At 42.8% G+C, this 16,769-nt stretch carries 19 protein-coding genes; 7 read left to right on the top strand and 12 right to left on the bottom strand.

Annotated features, from left to right (window positions below):
• Window positions 1-150: 150 nt before the first annotated feature.
• From C3B73_RS07335 to dnaN, 3 genes are all read right to left on the bottom strand, one after another.
• The gene (locus C3B73_RS07335) at window positions 151-957 is read right to left on the bottom strand and encodes a class I SAM-dependent methyltransferase (protein ID WP_103664949.1); all 807 of its coding nucleotides are present in this window, start codon (window positions 955-957) and stop codon (window positions 151-153) included.
• A gap of 74 nt (window positions 958-1,031) precedes the next feature.
• A complete protein-coding gene (locus tag C3B73_RS07330; protein WP_103664948.1) occupies window positions 1,032-1,820 on the bottom strand; it encodes an SAM hydrolase/SAM-dependent halogenase family protein in 789 nt (262 codons plus the stop codon).
• The gene (gene dnaN / locus C3B73_RS07325) at window positions 1,820-2,935 is read right to left on the bottom strand and encodes a DNA polymerase III subunit beta (protein ID WP_103664947.1); all 1,116 of its coding nucleotides are present in this window, start codon (window positions 2,933-2,935) and stop codon (window positions 1,820-1,822) included. Before dnaN ends, C3B73_RS07330 begins: the two co-directional genes overlap by 1 nt.
• Window positions 2,936-3,117: 182 nt before the next feature.
• On the opposite strand from dnaN, the gene C3B73_RS07320 reads away from it, so the two are divergent.
• Both C3B73_RS07320 and miaA read left to right on the top strand, forming a co-directional pair.
• Window positions 3,118-4,194, top strand: coding sequence for a PorV/PorQ family protein (locus tag C3B73_RS07320; RefSeq protein ID WP_103664946.1), 1,077 nt, complete (start codon window positions 3,118-3,120; stop codon window positions 4,192-4,194).
• A gap of 103 nt (window positions 4,195-4,297) precedes the next feature.
• A complete protein-coding gene (gene miaA, locus C3B73_RS07315) occupies window positions 4,298-5,194 on the top strand; it encodes a tRNA (adenosine(37)-N6)-dimethylallyltransferase MiaA (RefSeq protein WP_103664945.1) in 897 nt (298 codons plus the stop codon).
• A gap of 14 nt (window positions 5,195-5,208) precedes the next feature.
• On the opposite strand, the gene C3B73_RS07310 is transcribed toward miaA, so the two are convergent.
• Together C3B73_RS07310 and C3B73_RS07305 are read right to left on the bottom strand one after the other, a co-directional pair.
• Window positions 5,209-5,445 carry a DUF2442 domain-containing protein gene (locus C3B73_RS07310; RefSeq protein WP_103664944.1) on the bottom strand — a complete coding sequence of 79 codons (237 nt, stop codon included), beginning with the start codon at window positions 5,443-5,445 and terminating at the stop codon, window positions 5,209-5,211.
• Window positions 5,423-5,662 carry a DUF4160 domain-containing protein gene (locus C3B73_RS07305; protein ID WP_103664943.1) on the bottom strand — a complete coding sequence of 80 codons (240 nt, stop codon included), beginning with the start codon at window positions 5,660-5,662 and terminating at the stop codon, window positions 5,423-5,425. The genes C3B73_RS07310 and C3B73_RS07305 overlap by 23 nt, the downstream gene beginning before the upstream one ends.
• Before the next feature lie 136 nt (window positions 5,663-5,798).
• On the opposite strand from C3B73_RS07305, the gene purS reads away from it, so the two are divergent.
• From purS to C3B73_RS07280, 5 genes are read left to right on the top strand one after another with little or no spacing between them, the layout of a single operon-like run.
• Window positions 5,799-6,044 (top strand): phosphoribosylformylglycinamidine synthase subunit PurS, encoded by a 246-nt coding sequence (purS, locus tag C3B73_RS07300; protein ID WP_103664942.1) that lies wholly within the window; start codon window positions 5,799-5,801, stop codon window positions 6,042-6,044.
• A gap of 3 nt (window positions 6,045-6,047) precedes the next feature.
• Complete coding sequence (locus tag C3B73_RS07295; RefSeq protein ID WP_103664941.1) at window positions 6,048-6,380, top strand: ATP-dependent Clp protease adaptor ClpS; 333 nt, start codon at window positions 6,048-6,050, stop codon at window positions 6,378-6,380.
• Between the two features lie 4 nt (window positions 6,381-6,384).
• Window positions 6,385-7,083: a phosphoribosylformylglycinamidine synthase subunit PurQ gene (purQ, locus tag C3B73_RS07290; RefSeq protein WP_103664940.1), complete on the top strand. Its 699-nt coding sequence runs from the start codon at window positions 6,385-6,387 to the stop codon at window positions 7,081-7,083.
• A gap of 7 nt (window positions 7,084-7,090) precedes the next feature.
• A complete protein-coding gene (lptB, locus tag C3B73_RS07285; protein WP_103664939.1) occupies window positions 7,091-7,852 on the top strand; it encodes an LPS export ABC transporter ATP-binding protein in 762 nt (253 codons plus the stop codon).
• Window positions 7,852-8,178, top strand: a complete 327-nt coding sequence (locus tag C3B73_RS07280; protein WP_232803071.1) for a rhodanese-like domain-containing protein — start codon at window positions 7,852-7,854, stop codon at window positions 8,176-8,178. Before lptB ends, C3B73_RS07280 begins: the two co-directional genes overlap by 1 nt.
• A gap of 32 nt (window positions 8,179-8,210) precedes the next feature.
• Here the strand turns inward: C3B73_RS07280 and rho are convergent, their stop codons facing one another.
• From rho to malQ, 7 genes are all read right to left on the bottom strand, one after another.
• On the bottom strand, window positions 8,211-9,425 hold the full coding sequence (rho, locus tag C3B73_RS07275; RefSeq protein ID WP_103664938.1) for a transcription termination factor Rho: 1,215 nt from the start codon (window positions 9,423-9,425) through the stop codon (window positions 8,211-8,213).
• A 164-nt stretch (window positions 9,426-9,589) separates the two neighbouring features.
• The gene (locus C3B73_RS07270) at window positions 9,590-10,921 is read right to left on the bottom strand and encodes a tetratricopeptide repeat protein (protein ID WP_232803070.1); all 1,332 of its coding nucleotides are present in this window, start codon (window positions 10,919-10,921) and stop codon (window positions 9,590-9,592) included.
• Between the two features lie 74 nt (window positions 10,922-10,995).
• The gene (locus tag C3B73_RS07265) at window positions 10,996-12,309 is read right to left on the bottom strand and encodes a hypothetical protein (protein ID WP_103664937.1); all 1,314 of its coding nucleotides are present in this window, start codon (window positions 12,307-12,309) and stop codon (window positions 10,996-10,998) included.
• On the bottom strand, window positions 12,306-13,514 hold the full coding sequence (locus tag C3B73_RS07260) for a hypothetical protein (RefSeq protein ID WP_103664936.1): 1,209 nt from the start codon (window positions 13,512-13,514) through the stop codon (window positions 12,306-12,308). Before C3B73_RS07260 ends, C3B73_RS07265 begins: the two co-directional genes overlap by 4 nt.
• Window positions 13,515-13,544: 30 nt before the next feature.
• Window positions 13,545-14,348: a glycogen/starch synthase gene (locus tag C3B73_RS07255; protein ID WP_103664935.1), complete on the bottom strand. Its 804-nt coding sequence runs from the start codon at window positions 14,346-14,348 to the stop codon at window positions 13,545-13,547.
• Between the two features lie 19 nt (window positions 14,349-14,367).
• Window positions 14,368-15,189, bottom strand: a complete 822-nt coding sequence (locus C3B73_RS07250; RefSeq protein ID WP_103664934.1) for a phosphosulfolactate synthase — start codon at window positions 15,187-15,189, stop codon at window positions 14,368-14,370.
• 72 nt (window positions 15,190-15,261) lie between these two features.
• Window positions 15,262-16,767: a 4-alpha-glucanotransferase gene (gene malQ / locus C3B73_RS07245; protein ID WP_103664933.1), complete on the bottom strand. Its 1,506-nt coding sequence runs from the start codon at window positions 16,765-16,767 to the stop codon at window positions 15,262-15,264.
• Window positions 16,768-16,769: the final 2 nt, after the last annotated feature.

Genomic DNA, 16,769 nt, shown 5'->3' with positions numbered 1-16,769 from the left:
TGAGCTTTTGGTTACGTCTGTATGTGCTGTTAAATACCCGGAGCTTATTTTATTACTCCTAATGTTTTGTACCCTAATAAAGTAACTGAAACAGTTATCTCAAGAGATTAAAATTTCTAAATTATAGAATAAGAGATTTAGAAATGCAGACTAAGCCGGAACCAACTTCGTAAAGCACACAATGCCCTTCACCAGCTGTTCTTCCACTTTAAAACCGGCCTGATTGAATAGCTTGTTGCTTTCATCAACGGTCCAGAACTTTATACCACCAAGGGAGGCTGATTCCTGAAGAAGTCGCCCGTACCAGGCATCGGACTTAATGAGGTGCATCATGAAGAAAACCCCATCCTTTTTTATTACCCGTTTTGCCTCGTACAGCACTTTGATCTCTTCAGTGAGCTCATTGAGTGTGCCTCCCATAACGATACCATCAAAAGTGTTCGAAAAGAAAGGCAGGTGGCGGCCATCGGCTCTGAGGAAGTACATGTCGGTTTCATCAGCTTCCGCTTTGAGGCGAGCCTCTTCAAGCATTTGCGATGAAAAATCTAACGCAACGATGTTGGCCTTTTTCTGAGCAGCTTTGAGGGCCCTGCCATATAGTGCGGTTGAACAGCCGAGATCAAGATACCAGCCATCCACTTTAGGAGCGGTCCATTCTATAAGCAGTTCGTGCTCCTTTTCAATGGGGAATTCTTCTCCCGAGAGCAGTGATAGTGATCGTTTACGCCAGATGTCTTCATAGATCGAGGCTGTAAGTTTCCAGTGATTGGAGTAATTAGCAATGGAGGTAAAATCAGGCTCTTTACCTAACAAGTCTATGATGTTATTCTTGATCGGGTATTCATCCCCTTCTTTGGATACAACGGTTCCGTTAAAGGGCTTGGCTAATTGAGCGACCTCATCGGGGACGTGAATACCGGCGCGTTCATTTATGGGCGAACGTAATTCTAACTTCATAATGGGTGATTTTTAAAGAGGATACGCTTTTGAACCGTAATGTGTTTCAGAGACTTTTAAAAACCTGAGGGCTCCTACTTTTGCAAAACGATCGAAATCTGAGCACCTTTGTCAACACTTAACATGCGGGCAGCATTTCCTTTGTTGATGCCAATCTCCAGCATGCCCGATGAACCGATAAAGGCGGCCGGTTCACCCTCTTCAACGTCCCCAAAGGTCGATACTATCTTATTGAGCATGGTATTTCCGACATAAATCTTAACAATTTTCTTTTTCAGGTGATCTTCGATCAGGTAACCGGAAAGGTTTGTGATCAGGTTCCCGAAACGGTCGATATGAACCACCCAGCCTTGCAAACCGTCTCTGTCAGCAATAGGAACCGCCCAGTGGTAGGTCACCAGGTCGTCGATCGGTTCACCGATCTCATGAATGGGAACGCCTTTACTGAGGTGAGCGGAAACCGGCGCAAAGATATCACGACCGTGAAAGGTGTTGGATACACCCTGCTTCCAGAATGTTGAATTGCTCAGCTTGTAGGCTTTAAAGTCGTATTCCTTGAACAGAAGAGAGAAAATGCCATTATCAGGCCCTACAAAATATTGATCCTCTATCTTAAGGGCGATGGGATGCCGGCTGGTACCCACTCCCGGATCGACCACAACAAGGTGAACGGTTCCCGGTGGATACAAAAAGGCAGAATTCTTTATAACCCAGGCCCCCGCCATGATATCCTGAGGCGGGATCTCATGAGAAACATCCACGAAACGGACATCGGGAGCTATTCCAAGCATCACCGCTTTCATGGCGCTAACGTAATGGTCCTGTAATCCGAAATCAGTTGTAAGGGTTATGATCTGACTCATCAGGCATAGCTGTTGAGCATCACCGGCATCACAAGCATTAGGATATCTTCGTTCTCATTTTCCTCAGAAGGCTTTACGATCCCGGCACGGTTAGGCGAAGAAAACTCAAAGGTAACCTCATCGTCGTCAATGTTGCTGAGTACATCCCCAAGGTATTTTGCATTGAAACCGATCTCCATCTCGTCGTTTGAGTATTCGCATTCGATGGTTTCTTTGGCTTCACTGCTCATATCAAGGTCCTCTGCACGGATGGTTAGTTTGTCTGAACCAAGTTGCAGTCGGATCTGACGCGTAGTTGTGCTGGAAAAGATAGCCACACGTTTAACGGTGGAAAGCATCTGATCTTTGCTGATCGTCAGGAATTTGTCGTTGTCTCTTGGGATCACAGAATCGTAGTTGGGATACTGCTCGTTGATGAGGCGGGTGATCACAATGGTATTTCCACTTTTGAAACGGGCATGATCTTCAGTTACGGTCAGATCACAATCGTCTCCTTCAATGGTTTTCTGTATGAGGCTCAGGGCTTTATCCGGAACAATGAAATTTACGTCATTATCGGCTGTGATCTCACGGTTGGTGTATTTTACCAAACGATGACCATCAGTTGCCACAAATTTACTTTCGTCCGTTCCGATCTGAAAATATACACCCATCATGGCCGGCCTCAGGTCATCACTTGATACGGCAAAGAGTGTTTTGTGAATGGCATTGTGCATCAGCTCAGCGGTTGTGCTGATCGTGGTACCGTCATCTAAGGAAGGCACTTCAGGGAATTCATCGGCATCATCCCCCACCAGCTTATAGGTGCCTTTGTCAGTACGGAAATTGATGTTCTTTCGGTCATCCACATCAAAGAATACCGGAATATTTGGCAGCTGACGAAGGGTTTCAAGTAACCTGCGTGCAGGAATAGCTACAGCTCCTTCTTCCTCAATATCCGCATTGATGTATTCTATGATCGAGATCTCCAGATCGGTGGCTGTCAGTTTTAGCTTTCCGTCTTCGCACTCAAAAAGAATGGTTTCAAGAATGGGCAAAGTGGCTTTTGAAGGAACGGCTCCAATAACGGCCGAAAGTCCTTTGTTCAGTTCATTACTCGATACGGAAAATTTCATATACACAAGTTTTAAAGTGGTTTAAGGGCCCTTTTTATCCGATATTGCCCTTTCATTGAAGTGTGCTTATACTAAGAAATACTCGCTCTCTCTGCAACCGCAGAAAGTGCAATTTTCAGTCCTGTCAAGTCACTGTTAGTAACCATTTAGCGCTGCATTAATTTAACTATAAAACTCATCAGATGATCCGTTTCCTTCCGGCGCTTATAGTTCTTTTTTTTGGCTCTGTGGAGGTGTTAGCCCAGGCTGCAGCGGCAAAGTATGGAAATGACTTTTTATCAACCGGAAGCGGCGCAAGAGCCCTGGGGATGGGTAATGCCCACGCCGGTTTAGCGAGTGATGTAACATCAGGTTATTGGAATGTAGCCGGGCTGGCCGGTATTACCTCTCCGCAGATCATGTATATGCATTCAGAGCGTTTCAATGGTATTGTTGGGTATGATTACGGAGCCGCTGCACTCCCATTGAAACACACTAAAGGAGTGGTTTCGGTTAGTTTTTTCAGGCAGGGAGTAGATAACATTGCTAATACTTTGAATGCTTGGGATCGGGAACGCGATCAGCCCCGGGGAAATGTGGAGGACTACATTACCCGTTTCAGTGCGGCGGATATGGCCTTCTTCTTTTCATATGCTATGCAACGCACCAATAACTTTTCATTTGGAGCATCCGCTAAGGTCATTCATCATAAGCTGGGGCCGTTTGCACAAGCCTGGGGGTACAGCCTGGATGTAGGCGTTAAATACAAAACGGAGATCGCGGATCTTGGGGTATCTGTCAGGGATATTACAACCATGCAAAAGATGTGGACGGTGGATGAAAGTGCGTTTGGTGATTATGAAGCACAATTCGACAGCCTGGGTGCTACCCTTCCTACCGGTCAGAATGAGTATGTGTTACCTTCTGTTTCACTCGGTGCCTCAAAAAAATTGAACATTACCAACGACCTGAAAGTTGTTGCTGCTGTGGATGCCGATCTGTTTTTTGAAAACCGACAGGCTTATTATATCAACGTCGGCAGGATGAGCATTGAGCCTCATGTAGGTGGAGAAATTTCATACAGAGACCTGATCGCATTGCGGGCCGGAGTCACGGATTTTATTACCGACCCGGTGTCCGGTTTTACTGTTTCCCCTACCCTTGGTATGGGACTGAAAGTCTCCCGGTTTGTGCTCGATTATGGCTTCGCCAGTTTTGCCGGAGCATCCAATGATATGGGCTTTACCCACCGTATTTCGCTTAGGTTTGATTTTAATTAGTGTTGCGGTATTTCAGTTTGATGGTGTTACGGTGTTATAGTTTTTACATTATAACACCGTAACACTTTAGCACAATCACACCTTAACACTAATAATCTACATTTTGCGCATTATACTTTTAGGTCCTACGGCATCCGGTAAAACTGAGCTATCCCTCAAGTTGGCAGAGAATTTAGATACAGCTATCATATCGGCTGACTCAAGGCAATGCTATAAGCATATCGATATCGGAACTGCAAAGCCATCTCCCGAAGAAATGAAAAGGGTGAGGCATTACAATATTTCTCTGCTTGACCTGGAAGAGGATGATAACGCCATGAATTTTCAGAGACGCGCGAAGGCCTGGGAGCAGAAAATTCTGGAAAAATCTGATCACGTGCTGTATGTAGGAGGAAGCACACTCCATATCCAAAGTTTGATTCAACCCTTCAACGAAATGCCGGAAGCTGATGAGGATAACATCACAAAATTAAACGAGCGGGTTGAGCGTGAAGGGCTTGAATCGCTTTACAATATGTTGAAGGAAATTGACCCTGAGTACCTTGAAAAGATGGACGGCATGAACCGACAACGGATCATAAGAGCCCTGGATGTATGGATGCAAACCGGAAAGCCATTTAGCAGCTTCCATCAGCGGGGAGAGATACAGCCTGATGAGAACACCGTTGTATTTGGTTTGAGGTGGCCCAGACAGAAACTCTACGAACGCATAAATAAGCGCGTGGATCAGATGGTAGAACAGGGGTTGGTTAATGAGGTGAAGTCAATACTTGAAGCCGGGCATTCAAAAGATCTTCAATCGCTGAATACGGTCGGATATCAGGAGATCATAAAATACCTGGATGGAGAGTGGTCGCTGGAAAAAGCCATCGAGAAGATCAAAACAAGCACAAGGCGGTACTCAAAACGACAAATGACCTGGTACAAAAGATGGGAATTCATTCATTGGCTGGAACCGGATAAGATGATTGTGGATGAAATGCTGCAGCGGATTGGTTAGTTCAGAAACGAAAGTCAATGAAGAAACCCTTCAACAGATAGATCTTCATCAAGATCTTCCCAATGTATTCCAATACCTCCACCAATAAGACGCCAATTATTTAACTCTTTTTCAGAGGCATCACGTAGCTTTGGAAACCATTCCAATGGAACAGAGATCACCCTTCCATCTTCCAACTGTGCAATTAACATATTATCAGAAAAACGTACTTTTTGGGCAATTGCCGGCTTATTTTTTACTAAAGTATTCATTCCATTCCCTTATAAAATGTTGTTCGTTTTCTTCAATTAGCTTGCGAATTTTATTTAATTCTGAAGAATGATATCCTTTAGAATATGCTAATGAAACGGGGTTTATCCAAAATTTACAATATCCGTCTCCACTTTCAATATGTATATGGACGGGCTCATTTCCCTCATTACTAAAAAAGAAAAAACGATAACCGTCTATTCTTAAAACTGTTGGCATGTCTCAATATTATAAAAACGGTGGATTTATAGAAATAAATTATCATGTGTTTTACCCTTCTAAATCCACGAATACAAGTTAGCAGCTAAGTTGCAGAAAGGTTAACTTTGGAACTCATTTTAAACGAAGCCCGACTATGTACAAAGCGAAAGTAAACGTGACGCTCCGACCGTCAATTTTAGACCCTAAAGGAAAAGCCGCTCATCATGCTCTGCAAAACCTTGGATTGAATGAAGTTCAGCAGGTTCGCATAGGTAAATTCATTGAGCTTGATGTGGAAGCAAAAGACGAAAAAACGGCCAAAGAGATCGTAGAATCAGCATGTACACAACTGCTGGCCAATGAAGTGATGGAAGATTTTGAAATAACGATCGAATCCTGATCTATGACAATTCTTGCTCAAAGACATATCATTGATATCTTGCTGAGCGAAGAAGGCGTTGATTATAACGTAGAGACACAGGAGGAAACAGACGTTGAGGAGGCTATAAATACTCCATGGCGACTTATTCTGTATGATGACGACATTCACACTTTCGATGAGGTTATTGCACAGTTAATGAAAGCCACGGGATGTGGTTTGGAAAAAGCAGAGGAGTTAACCTGGAAAGTGCATAATGAGGGTAAGGCCATCGTTCACGAAGGCGAGTTTGAAGAATGCCTCAAGATCGATAGCGTACTTAAAGAAATTCAACTTGTTACCGAAATAAAAGGATAGAAACATGGCCACATTTGGCGTATTAGTATTCCCGGGCTCAAATTGCGATCACGATGCCTATCATGCCCTTAAACATGTAATGAATTCCGAGGTCAAATTCCTTTGGCATAAGGATACAGACCTTTCAGGTATTGACTTCCTGATCGTACCCGGAGGATTTTCCTACGGTGATTATCTGCGATCCGGCGCTATTGCCAGATTCTCACCGGTTATGCAGGAGGTTGTCAGGTTTGCTGAAAAAGGTGGGCCGGTCATGGGTATCTGTAATGGTTTTCAGATCTTGCTTGAGGCAGGATTGATTCCGGGTGCTATGATGCATAACGAAAAGCTCCAGTTCGTGTGCAAGAATGTATATATAAGAACGGAGTCAACCGATAGTATCTACACCTCAGGATTAGAAAAAGGGCAGATATTGGATATTCCGGTCTCTCATGGCGAAGGCAATTATTTTATTGAACAAGACGGGTTGAAATCCCTTCAGGACAATGATCAGATCTTGTTTAGATACTGTAATGAGCAGGGCGAGTTGACGGAAGAAGCCAATTTTAACGGATCGGTCGACCATATTGCCGGTATTGTGAATAAACAACGAAATGTATTAGGTATGATGCCCCATCCTGAACGAGCAATGGAAAAACTACTGGGTTCGGAAGATGGAAAACCGATCTTTGAATCTATTTTAAACTCACTTTCTGTAGCTTAACCCCATTATGAGTACAGAAACACAACCCGAACTTATGCTGCACAGCAATAGCCTGGTTAAGCGCTATAAGAAGCGAACGGTTGTGGACGAAGTATCGATCAATGTAAAACAGGGTGAAGTAGTTGGTTTACTTGGGCCAAACGGAGCCGGTAAAACCACTACCTTTTACATGATGGTGGGCCTGGTTCGGCCTAACAGCGGCAGAATCTTTTTAAACGAAAAGAATCTGACCAAAATGCCAATGTATAAACGAGCCAGAATGGGAATCGGGTACCTGGCACAGGAAGCAAGTGTGTTCAGAAATCTAACCGTACGGGAAAATCTGGAGTCGGTATTGCAGTTTCTTTCGGTTCCCAAGAAACAGATCGATCTGAAAGTGGATAAGCTTATCGAAGAATTTGGGCTACAGAAGGTTGTTGACAGTAAGGGATATAGTTTGTCGGGTGGGGAGCGCCGAAGATGTGAGATCGCCCGTGCTTTGGTAACCGATCCAAAATTTATTTTACTTGATGAACCATTTGCCGGCGTAGACCCAATTGCGGTTGAAGATATTCAGCAGATCGTATCAGGTTTAAGGCATCAAAATATTGGGATCCTGATCACAGACCATAATGTACATGAAACTTTGGCTATCACGGATCGAGCATACCTAATGTTTGAGGGTAAGATCTTAATGGAAGGTTCAGCAGATGTGTTGGCCGAAGATGAAAAAGCCAAGAAATTATATTTAGGTAAACAATTTAAACTAGACCGATATACAACTGATTAATGGCTATGCAAACGATCACTGTTCATGACCTTAAACAAAAGCAGGAAAACGGGGAATCATTTTTCTTGTTAGACGTCCGTGATTACCACGAATATCTGGTATCAAACATTGATGGATACCATATCCCGTATGAAGAGTTGGAAAACCGATTGGACGAGATCTCTGAACATACAGAGTCTGAACTGATCGTTATGTGCAGGTCGGGTAATACCAGTATGGATGCCTGTAAAAAGCTTAAAGAAAAAGGGTTCAACAACGTGATCAGTTTACAGGGAGGCATGATGCGTTGGGCCAAAGAAATTGACCCTTCTCTTCCGTTCATGTAACGCGATCAATACACAAATGTGTGCCGGTCTCGTTATGCCAGTGCTGCTATCTGGTTGAGTAACTCCTGATTGCTATCCGTATTCTTAAGTACTTTAAGCAAACCTAACATAGACTCTTTAGGTGATTTTTTCAGAAGATATCGCCTTACCATATTACGTTCTTCCAGAGAATCCGTGATGAATTTATGCTCATTTCTTGTGCCGGAAGCCTGAATATTAATGGCGGGATAGATGCGGTCGTTGGCTAACTCACGATCCAAAACAAGTTCCATATTACCGGTTCCCTTGAACTCCTCAAAGATCAGGTCATCCATACGGGAATTAGTTTCGATCAAACAGGTTGCGATAATGGTCAATGAGCCGCCACCTTCAATTTTTCGGGCTGAACCGAAGATCTTTTTGGGTATTTCGAGAGCTCTGATATCAAGTCCCCCGGAGAGCGTTCGGCCACTGTTGGTTTGAACCGCGTTGTAAGCTCGGCCAAGGCGTGTGAGAGAGTCTATCAGCAGAACAGCATCCTCTCCCATTTCTGCCTTTCTTTTAGCATAGCCGAGAGCCATTTCGGTAATACGAATGTGGCTATCTGTATTCTTATCGTTTGAGGAAGCAAAGACCTCTGCCTGTGTGGTTCGGATAAAGTCGGTAACTTCTTCCGGTCGCTCATCAACCAATAGAACACTGACATGAATATCATCGTAATTATCAGTCAATGATTTTGCGATCTTTTTTAATAAAACGGTTTTACCGGTTCTTGGAGGAGCAACAATAAGTGAGCGCTGACCTTTACCAATAGGAGCCACCAGATCAATAACACGCATTTCAACGTCGTCAGGCTGAAAACCAAGCTTGATCCAGTCAACAGGCATAATGGGAGTTTGCCGTTCAAAACGGCTTGATTTCTTCCATGCCTCTACCGGCCTGCCGTTGATCACATCTACAGAGGATACATGTTTTCTTCCCTGATTGTCTTCTTCAAACTCCCCTTCCAATACTAAACCCGGACGTAATTCAAGTTCTTTAACTTCATCCGGTTTCATAAACGGATCCTGAGGCTGGTACGAAAATTCGTAGTCAAGTTTTCTGATAAATCCCCATCCCTTGGAGTTGATCTCCAAAACACCGGCGTATCGACCGGCTACTCCATGGTTATTCTTCCAGTTGAATTTTGGAATGAAAACATTGTTGTTATTCTTGCCGCGGTTTCCACGGTTTTTGTTACGGTTCTTATAATTTTTTTTCCGTGCCATATAGTTGATGCGAATTGTTATGAACTTCTCCCGATATCGAAGTGTAAACCAGAAATGTTTTTGTAATTAGATAGGAGGGAGAGAAAAAATAGGTGCGGATCTCAGATCCGCACCTTAAATCTTAGTGGATGAGAAAAGATACAAATGTTTTTATTGATACCAAATTAACGAACGGTTGTTGATTCGTTGATCCAGCTGTAGCAGTCTCTGAGGGAACCGTCTACTCTGATCGTATCTCCATCTTCAAGGTTTAACGTGAAGAATTTGTCTTCAGAGTTTGGAGACACATCTTCATAAGTAGAAAGTTGTTGGTTTACAGTGCCGGCAACTGAAGGATCTACACTTTTTGCTTTGTTCAGGTAGTCAATGACAACCCAGTAAACCACTTTATCAGCTGCTTCAAGCTTTCTGCCTTCGGTACATTTGGTTACTGCAGCTCCATAAATGGTAGCCATCTTAATAATGGTGTTACCATCATTTGGATCAATTTGCAGGGCCTGTTGTACGTAACGTTTGGCAGTCTGCAGGTTCTCAATATTAATATTCATATCAGCCAGTCGCAGATAAACCGTTTTTCGTTGATCATCTGTATCAGCTCTTTCTAACGCCTGCTCGTAGAACGTGATGGCTTCGGTGTAATTGGCGTTACTTCTATCAAATTCAGCAAGGCTGTAGGCACTTTCGTAAGTAGGTTCCAGCTCATTGATCTTAACTTTGACTTCATTGAGCTTATCACGCTGATCAAGGCTTTCATAGGCACCTTCAAGGGCTTTCAGGGCATCCAGGTTATTCGGATCGTTCTCTAACAGAGGCTCAAAATAAGCCACACGTTCTTGTGGAGAACCAAGGATGTCTTGCTGTTTTTCACCCAGAAAGTCTGCTAACTCACCGCTAACCATAGGGCTGACGGTATCGATCAGGTTTTGAGCGTCTTCCTTTCGGTCTTCGCTAACCAGGTGGTTCAGGGCTTGGCGCAGGTAGTACCCGTTACCCATGTTGGCGGCTCGTTCAGGGTCGATCTCGAAAAGCATTACGTAGTCATTGTAGGCCTTATCTAGACCTCCATCAATGATATTGTAATTTTGCTGGTAGAAACGTCCGCGATCAAAAACGATGTCGAATTTATCTTCAGGATTATCACCAAAAAGTTCGATGGCTTCGTTCAGCAAAGTTTCAGCTGTGTCAATGTAAGCTGCTTTGATTGTAGGATCATCCTTGCTTCGTCCAACTTCGTCATAGATCTTAACCAAACGCTCGTATTGAGTTAATAAGCTAAAGCGAGGATTACCCTCGATCGTTTCGGGTTTTGCACAAGTCATCCATCGGCCATAATCCAATGCGAACTCATAATCGCCGGATTTATAGTTTTCGTAAAAAATAGAATAAGCTGCCAAAGGAGATAATCCACTTGGTGGTTCTTGCTGGCATTCTGCCTGTGCATTAATAATAGGAGAGCTAACAAAAAGAATCCCTAAAAGCGTAATTAATTGTTTCATTGTTCTTAACTGTAATTAAAGCTGTTAGTTAAATAAACTAATCAGAGTGTTTATTTATTATAAATAAGGAATAATTAGTTCAATTTAGGTCTGAAAAACATGAGCTCAGTCAGATTAACAGAGATATTGAACGACCAAATTCTTTCCTGAATAAGATCATTAGCCGTGGTTCCTCTCAAACCATATCGGGCACTGAGATCTATAGTTGAATTGGAGAACGGTGAAATTATTCCTAAACCGGCAGAAAACCAAAGTGTATTAATGTTTTCTTGAGCGGTCTTGAGGTGACCTGAGTCGTAGGCCATTCCGGCGTTATACCGAAAATTCGAGAAAAAACTGTTTGAATTGGTTCTGTAGGCATGATATTCAGCGCCCAAACCAAGCTTATAACGGTCTGACAGTTCAAACGTATCGTTTGTAGTGTTCAGGTTAAAATTTGTTTCACTCCATTGTTGAAACTTACCTTCCAGCGATACATTGAACAGTGTACTTGGGTAATAGGTGAACCCACTGTTTAATTCCAGAGGCAGCTCTGCTTTTCCGCCAACATTTTCGTCAAGCGTGACTTCTTGCACCTGATTATTCACCTGACGAGAACCTAAGATGGATTCTTTAGTATTAATTTCTACAGGCAGTATAGCTGTAGCTCCAAAGCTAACACGGTCTCTGTCGCTGAATATGGTTGGGAATGAAGCCAGAAGCCCAAATTTATGACTGAAATCGGATCCGGTTATCTTTGAATCAATAACATTGGTTGTGAAAGAGCCATCGTCAAAAAACAGCTCACGTGAATTATTTTGCGAGAGAAATACCAGAGAGGGAGCATAACCGACAGATATATTTTTGTTGATGCTCCAGCCAAAACCGATCTCAAATTTACTGATCCCGCCGGTACCATAGGCATCAGAGGCGTAGTCAATCGTTTGGTTTTGCTCATTCAGTATGCTGCTGGTGTTAAAAAACCTATAATTAGATCGTGTAACCGGGTGCAATGAGGCAGAGATCCCAAGTTTTTCTCTGTAAACAGGGAATGTAAGTTGCAGGTAGCCTGCCTGAAGAGCCGTGTTCTTACTTTCTGTAGTATTATCTTCAGAAAGAAATTTTGAGAGACTAAAGCCGGTAGAGGCTGTTGAAAACGTATTGGTTCCCCAAAGTGCCGGATTATGCAGTCCGTTTGATTGGGCATTATCTAAAGAGATACCGGAGATCCCCATGCTGAGCTCTCGCGAAGTGTTAGTTTCAACCGGGAAGCCCATGCCAAAAAGAGAATAAAAAGATCCACTTTTGCCAATACTGCTTTCATCGCTTTGTGCAAGAGCATTGCTGCTGAAAATGAACAGTAATGCAAAAACCGCGGTAAAAAATGTATATGAGTTCAGTTTATTCATTCAATGTAAGAGATAATAAGTTTGGGCCTTCTATCAGCCTGCGCATTTCCATTATAGATCTGTGTGGAACGGAGAACTCCGGATAATGATCCTATGCCAACATATATTTCATCTGTTTCAGCTCCACCGTAAAACAGGTTATTTAAAAGTAAAGTGATATTGCTGTTGTATGTTTCCGTGGATAGAGAATCTCTTGAGGCAGTAAATTCAGGTTGTGTAAGCTGATATTCAAAAGCCTCATCATAATCTGTGCCAAGGTGAAGGTTCAGTAGATTAAGGTTAGGCCTACTGTGATCGGCCGCTAAGGTACTGTTCAGGTCTTCTGAATTTTCCTGGATCACCAAACGGGCGTTTAATATGTTTTTGGAACGATATTCTTCTCTCAGCATTTCTAGGGGAAGATCGATGCGCATCACTTCTTCGAGAGTGGTAAAAAGTGAGGTCGTTTCCGGATTCTGCACGGCACCTGTTCTATCCATGAAATAAGCCCAGTTATTTAGCCCTACCCTGACGGTGTCAGATTCATCCGGACTCAATATCAAAAACTGACTGGCCGAAGAACTCATGAATGAGATCTTATTGGTATTACTTTCGGGTACAATAGCCAGCCCATGGAACTCATAACGGTAGGTTGAATCGGCATCATCTTCAGTACTGCTAAAGTACGGGTAATACTGATCTTTCCAGGATTCAGAGAGGTCAACGGTGATGTTTTTTTCCTGACCGATCGTAAAGCTTCCAACCGGATTTGCAGAATTATAGGCAACTTCTGAGTTGGATTTGATCTCGTTCCCTCTCCACGTTTCAGTTACTTCATAAATTGAGAATTCAGAAGTGGAAAGAGTATCTCCGTAGGTGTTCAGGCTATCCAGCTGGATCTGCAATTTCATGGAAAAGTTGTCGCCAACAATATCGAGACTGTCAGGGACCTGTACACTGCGGATCGGTTTTAAAAGGCCAACTGTTGAAACCTCGCCAAAAAGCTGGTCAGAATATTTACCAATGCTAAAAAGACCGAAATTTCCGGTATAACCAACAAAGTTTTCGGTTGTGGTGTTATCCAGAGTTAGCGTATCTGTAACTATTGATGGTTCATCAATAAAGCCACTGCCTACACTGCCGGGGTCTTCGCATCCATTTAGAAAAATAATTAAAGCTAACAGCGTAATGTATAAGGAAACAAAACCCTTATTGTGTGTTGTCATTAAGAAAGTATTTAAAAAGTTCTCTTTCGGTTATTCTGCGTCAGATATTTTGCGATAATATTCAGCGAACTTATCAGAAACATCTTCAGGTGAGCCCTGAATTTTTTCCGGCTTGATGCCAAGTTCATCAAATACGTCATCGAATTCGTCTTTCAGGTAGTTTCCTGTCACGACGTGATCGCTGTATTTCAAACCAAGTTTTAAAAGATCAACCTTTCCTTCTTCAGTAAGGTTATCAATATCGGTATCGGCCGGTAATCCGAGTAGCTCAAGAACACGCGCTGAATCAGAATCCCCTTCATTGATCGGGTGATGCAGATTATAAACGATCTTAGTGTCTTTGAAGATCTTCTCATCTTTGTACAGGGTTTTCACCAATAGTGGAGTCAAACCTGCAGGCCAGTCATGGCAGTGAATAATATCAGGCTGCCAACCGAGCTTAATAACTGTTTCCAACACGCCTTTATTGTAAAAGGCTAAACGTTCATCATTATCTTCGTAAAACTCTTCAGAATCGGGCTTTCTGAATAGTCCCTTACGCTTGAAGTAGGTGTCGTTATCTAAAAAGTAAACCTGTAGTTTAGCGTTGGGAATACTCGCCACTTTAATTTTCATGGTCTCAACATTCTCACCAACTTCTACTTCAATACCGGAAAGCCGGATCACTTCGTGAAGTCGGTTTCTTCTATCGTTGATGGTACCGTATTTGGGTAACAGGATCCGAATTTCAAATCCTTTGTCTTGTAGTGAAGCAGGCAAGAACCTCAGCAGGTCTGCTGTATAGGTCATGCGTGCAAATGGAGAAATTTCTGCTGCAACGTATAGAATTTTCATAAATGTATGCTCTCAGTGATTACTCTTTGTTAGAGATTGTATTACTATCTTTTATTACTTGATTTAAGTCTTCGTCATCATCCAGAGAATAGAAATCCAGAAGAGTATCGCCTCGTAATCCAAGTCGGAGTGTTTCTACTGCAATTACATCAGCAGGAACGATGTTTCCGAGGTTAACATTGCTTCCAAATTTTCGGATGAACCAAACCTGTTGTTCTTTTTGAGGAGCCTCAAAAATCAGTTTATCCTGAGATATTTGATCGGTTATCTCTTCGATCAATCCTGAACGAACTTCCCCGTTTGGCCGAAAAACACCCACTGTTCCACTCTCTCGAGCTTCACAAATTACTTTTTCTGCTCCGGCATTCAACTCTTCATTTATCACCTTAACCCATTTGTAAGGTGGTATGATCTCATTGGGGTTTTTACTTCCTACTTCCGAGTAAACCGTAAAATCTTTACTTAACTCTTTAATGATTGCCTGTTTTCTGTCGTCTGATAGCCAGATAGTGCCATTAGAAACCTCAACATGACTGATGTTATACCTTTCCATGAGGTTTACATAAGCATCCAGTTGATCTCTGAGCAGATAGGCTTCGAAAAGAGTGCCACCAAAATAGACCGGAATGTCAGCATTTTGATAGACGGCTATCTTTTCTTCAAGGTTTTGGGTTACATAAGATGTGCCCCATCCCAGTTTAACCACGTCAATATAGTTAGAGCTGGATTCAACAAGATCTTCGGCTTGCCTTACGCTATAACCTTTATCCAGGGCCAGTGTGAGGCCTTTAGTTCTGGGTTTATCAGTTCTGTAGGGTAAATTTTTGAGTGTAAATGCCATAAATTAGTTGAAATATGTAAGCCTGAAATATACAAAAACACTACCTGTATATGAAATCGGCTAACACTATAGTTATTTATCGCGGTTTATGTTCCTGTTACTAAGCTCGATGAGGTGGCGGATATGATCTTCATCTACAGAGTCTAGCATGTCGGTTGTGTACCTCCAAAGCCAGTTATTGGACGATGTGCCCGGTATGTTCATCCGGTGTTCAGCATCCAGCCCCATATAATCCTGTAATGGAAAAATAGCCTGGTCAGAGACGGATAACATCCCCAACCGAATAAATTCCCAATGAATATTCTTTCCATCAGAGCGCGTGTATGTTCGTGCCCGGTGCTGTTCCGTCTCGTTTGCTGATCGATACCAGCCAATAGCTGTATCATTATCGTGAGTGCCTGAATAGGCTACACTGTTTTGAGAATAATTATGGGGTAAAAAACTGTTTGTGGAGTCTGAATCGAAGGCAAACTGAATGATCTTCATTCCGGGGAAATTATATTTATCCCTCAACTTTTCGACACCTTCGGTTACAAATCCAAGGTCTTCAGCAATGATCGGTAATTCACCGCATTTTTCTAATATGGTGTCAAAAAGGTTTTCACCCGGACCTTCAACCCACCGGCCTTTTTCGGCTGTTTTTTCGGTGGCCTTTACTTCCCAGTAGGCATCAAAGCCACGGAAGTGATCCACACGAATGGCGTCGCAAGCTTCAAACATATGCTTGAAACGGTCAACCCACCAGGAGAAGCCATCTTTTTCGAGCTCATCCCATTTGTAAAGTGGATTACCCCAAAGCTGCCCGGTTTTACTGAAATAATCTGGTGGAACGCCGGCAACCAATTGCCGGTCTCCTTTTTTATCGACTTCAAAGTACTGAGGATTTGCCCACACATCAGCACTGTTATGGTCCACAAAGATCGGGATATCACCGACAACCCGAATTCCGCGTTCATTAGCGTATTCTTTCAGGGCGATCCATTGATTATAAAATTCGAACTGTAACCAGTATTGAAAATCGATCTGCTCACTGAACTTTTCCCGATAGCTTTTCAGTGCTTTGGGTTTTCTTTGAGCAAGATCCTTATCCCAGGTATTCCATGGTTGTTTATCGTAATGGAGAGAACAGGCCATGAAAAGAACGTAATCGTCCAGCCAGTGCTTATTTTGTTTTTTAAAAGCATTAAAGGCCTTTTCTTCCTCCTTACTCATGTTTTTATAAAACCGATCGGAGGCAAGCTTATAAACCTTGTCCTTATTATTGAAGGAAGTGTCGTAATCGGCTTCTGTTTCGGAAGGCAACTCAATTTCTTTGATCTCTTCTTTGTTCAGAAGTCCCTTTTTCTGTAACAGGTCTGGGCTGATCAGATATACATTGCCTGCAAATGCTGAATAGCTGGCGTATGGTGAATTTCCATAACCGGTAGGTGTTAAGGGCAGGACCTGCCAAATAGTTTGATCGGTTCGTTCTAAAAAATCAATAAAATTGCGGGCTTCAAATCCAAAATCACCCATTCCGTATTTGCCGGGAAAAGATGTTGGGTGTACCAAAGTACCGCAAGAGCGTGGAAACCTCATGA

It is taken from the genome of Gracilimonas amylolytica (assembly GCF_002911695.1).
GTDB classification, from domain to species: Bacteria; Bacteroidota; Rhodothermia; order Balneolales; family Balneolaceae; genus Gracilimonas; species Gracilimonas amylolytica.
The sequence above is the reverse complement of the archived record's forward strand: the minus strand, read 5'-3'. Positions and strand labels throughout refer to the sequence as shown.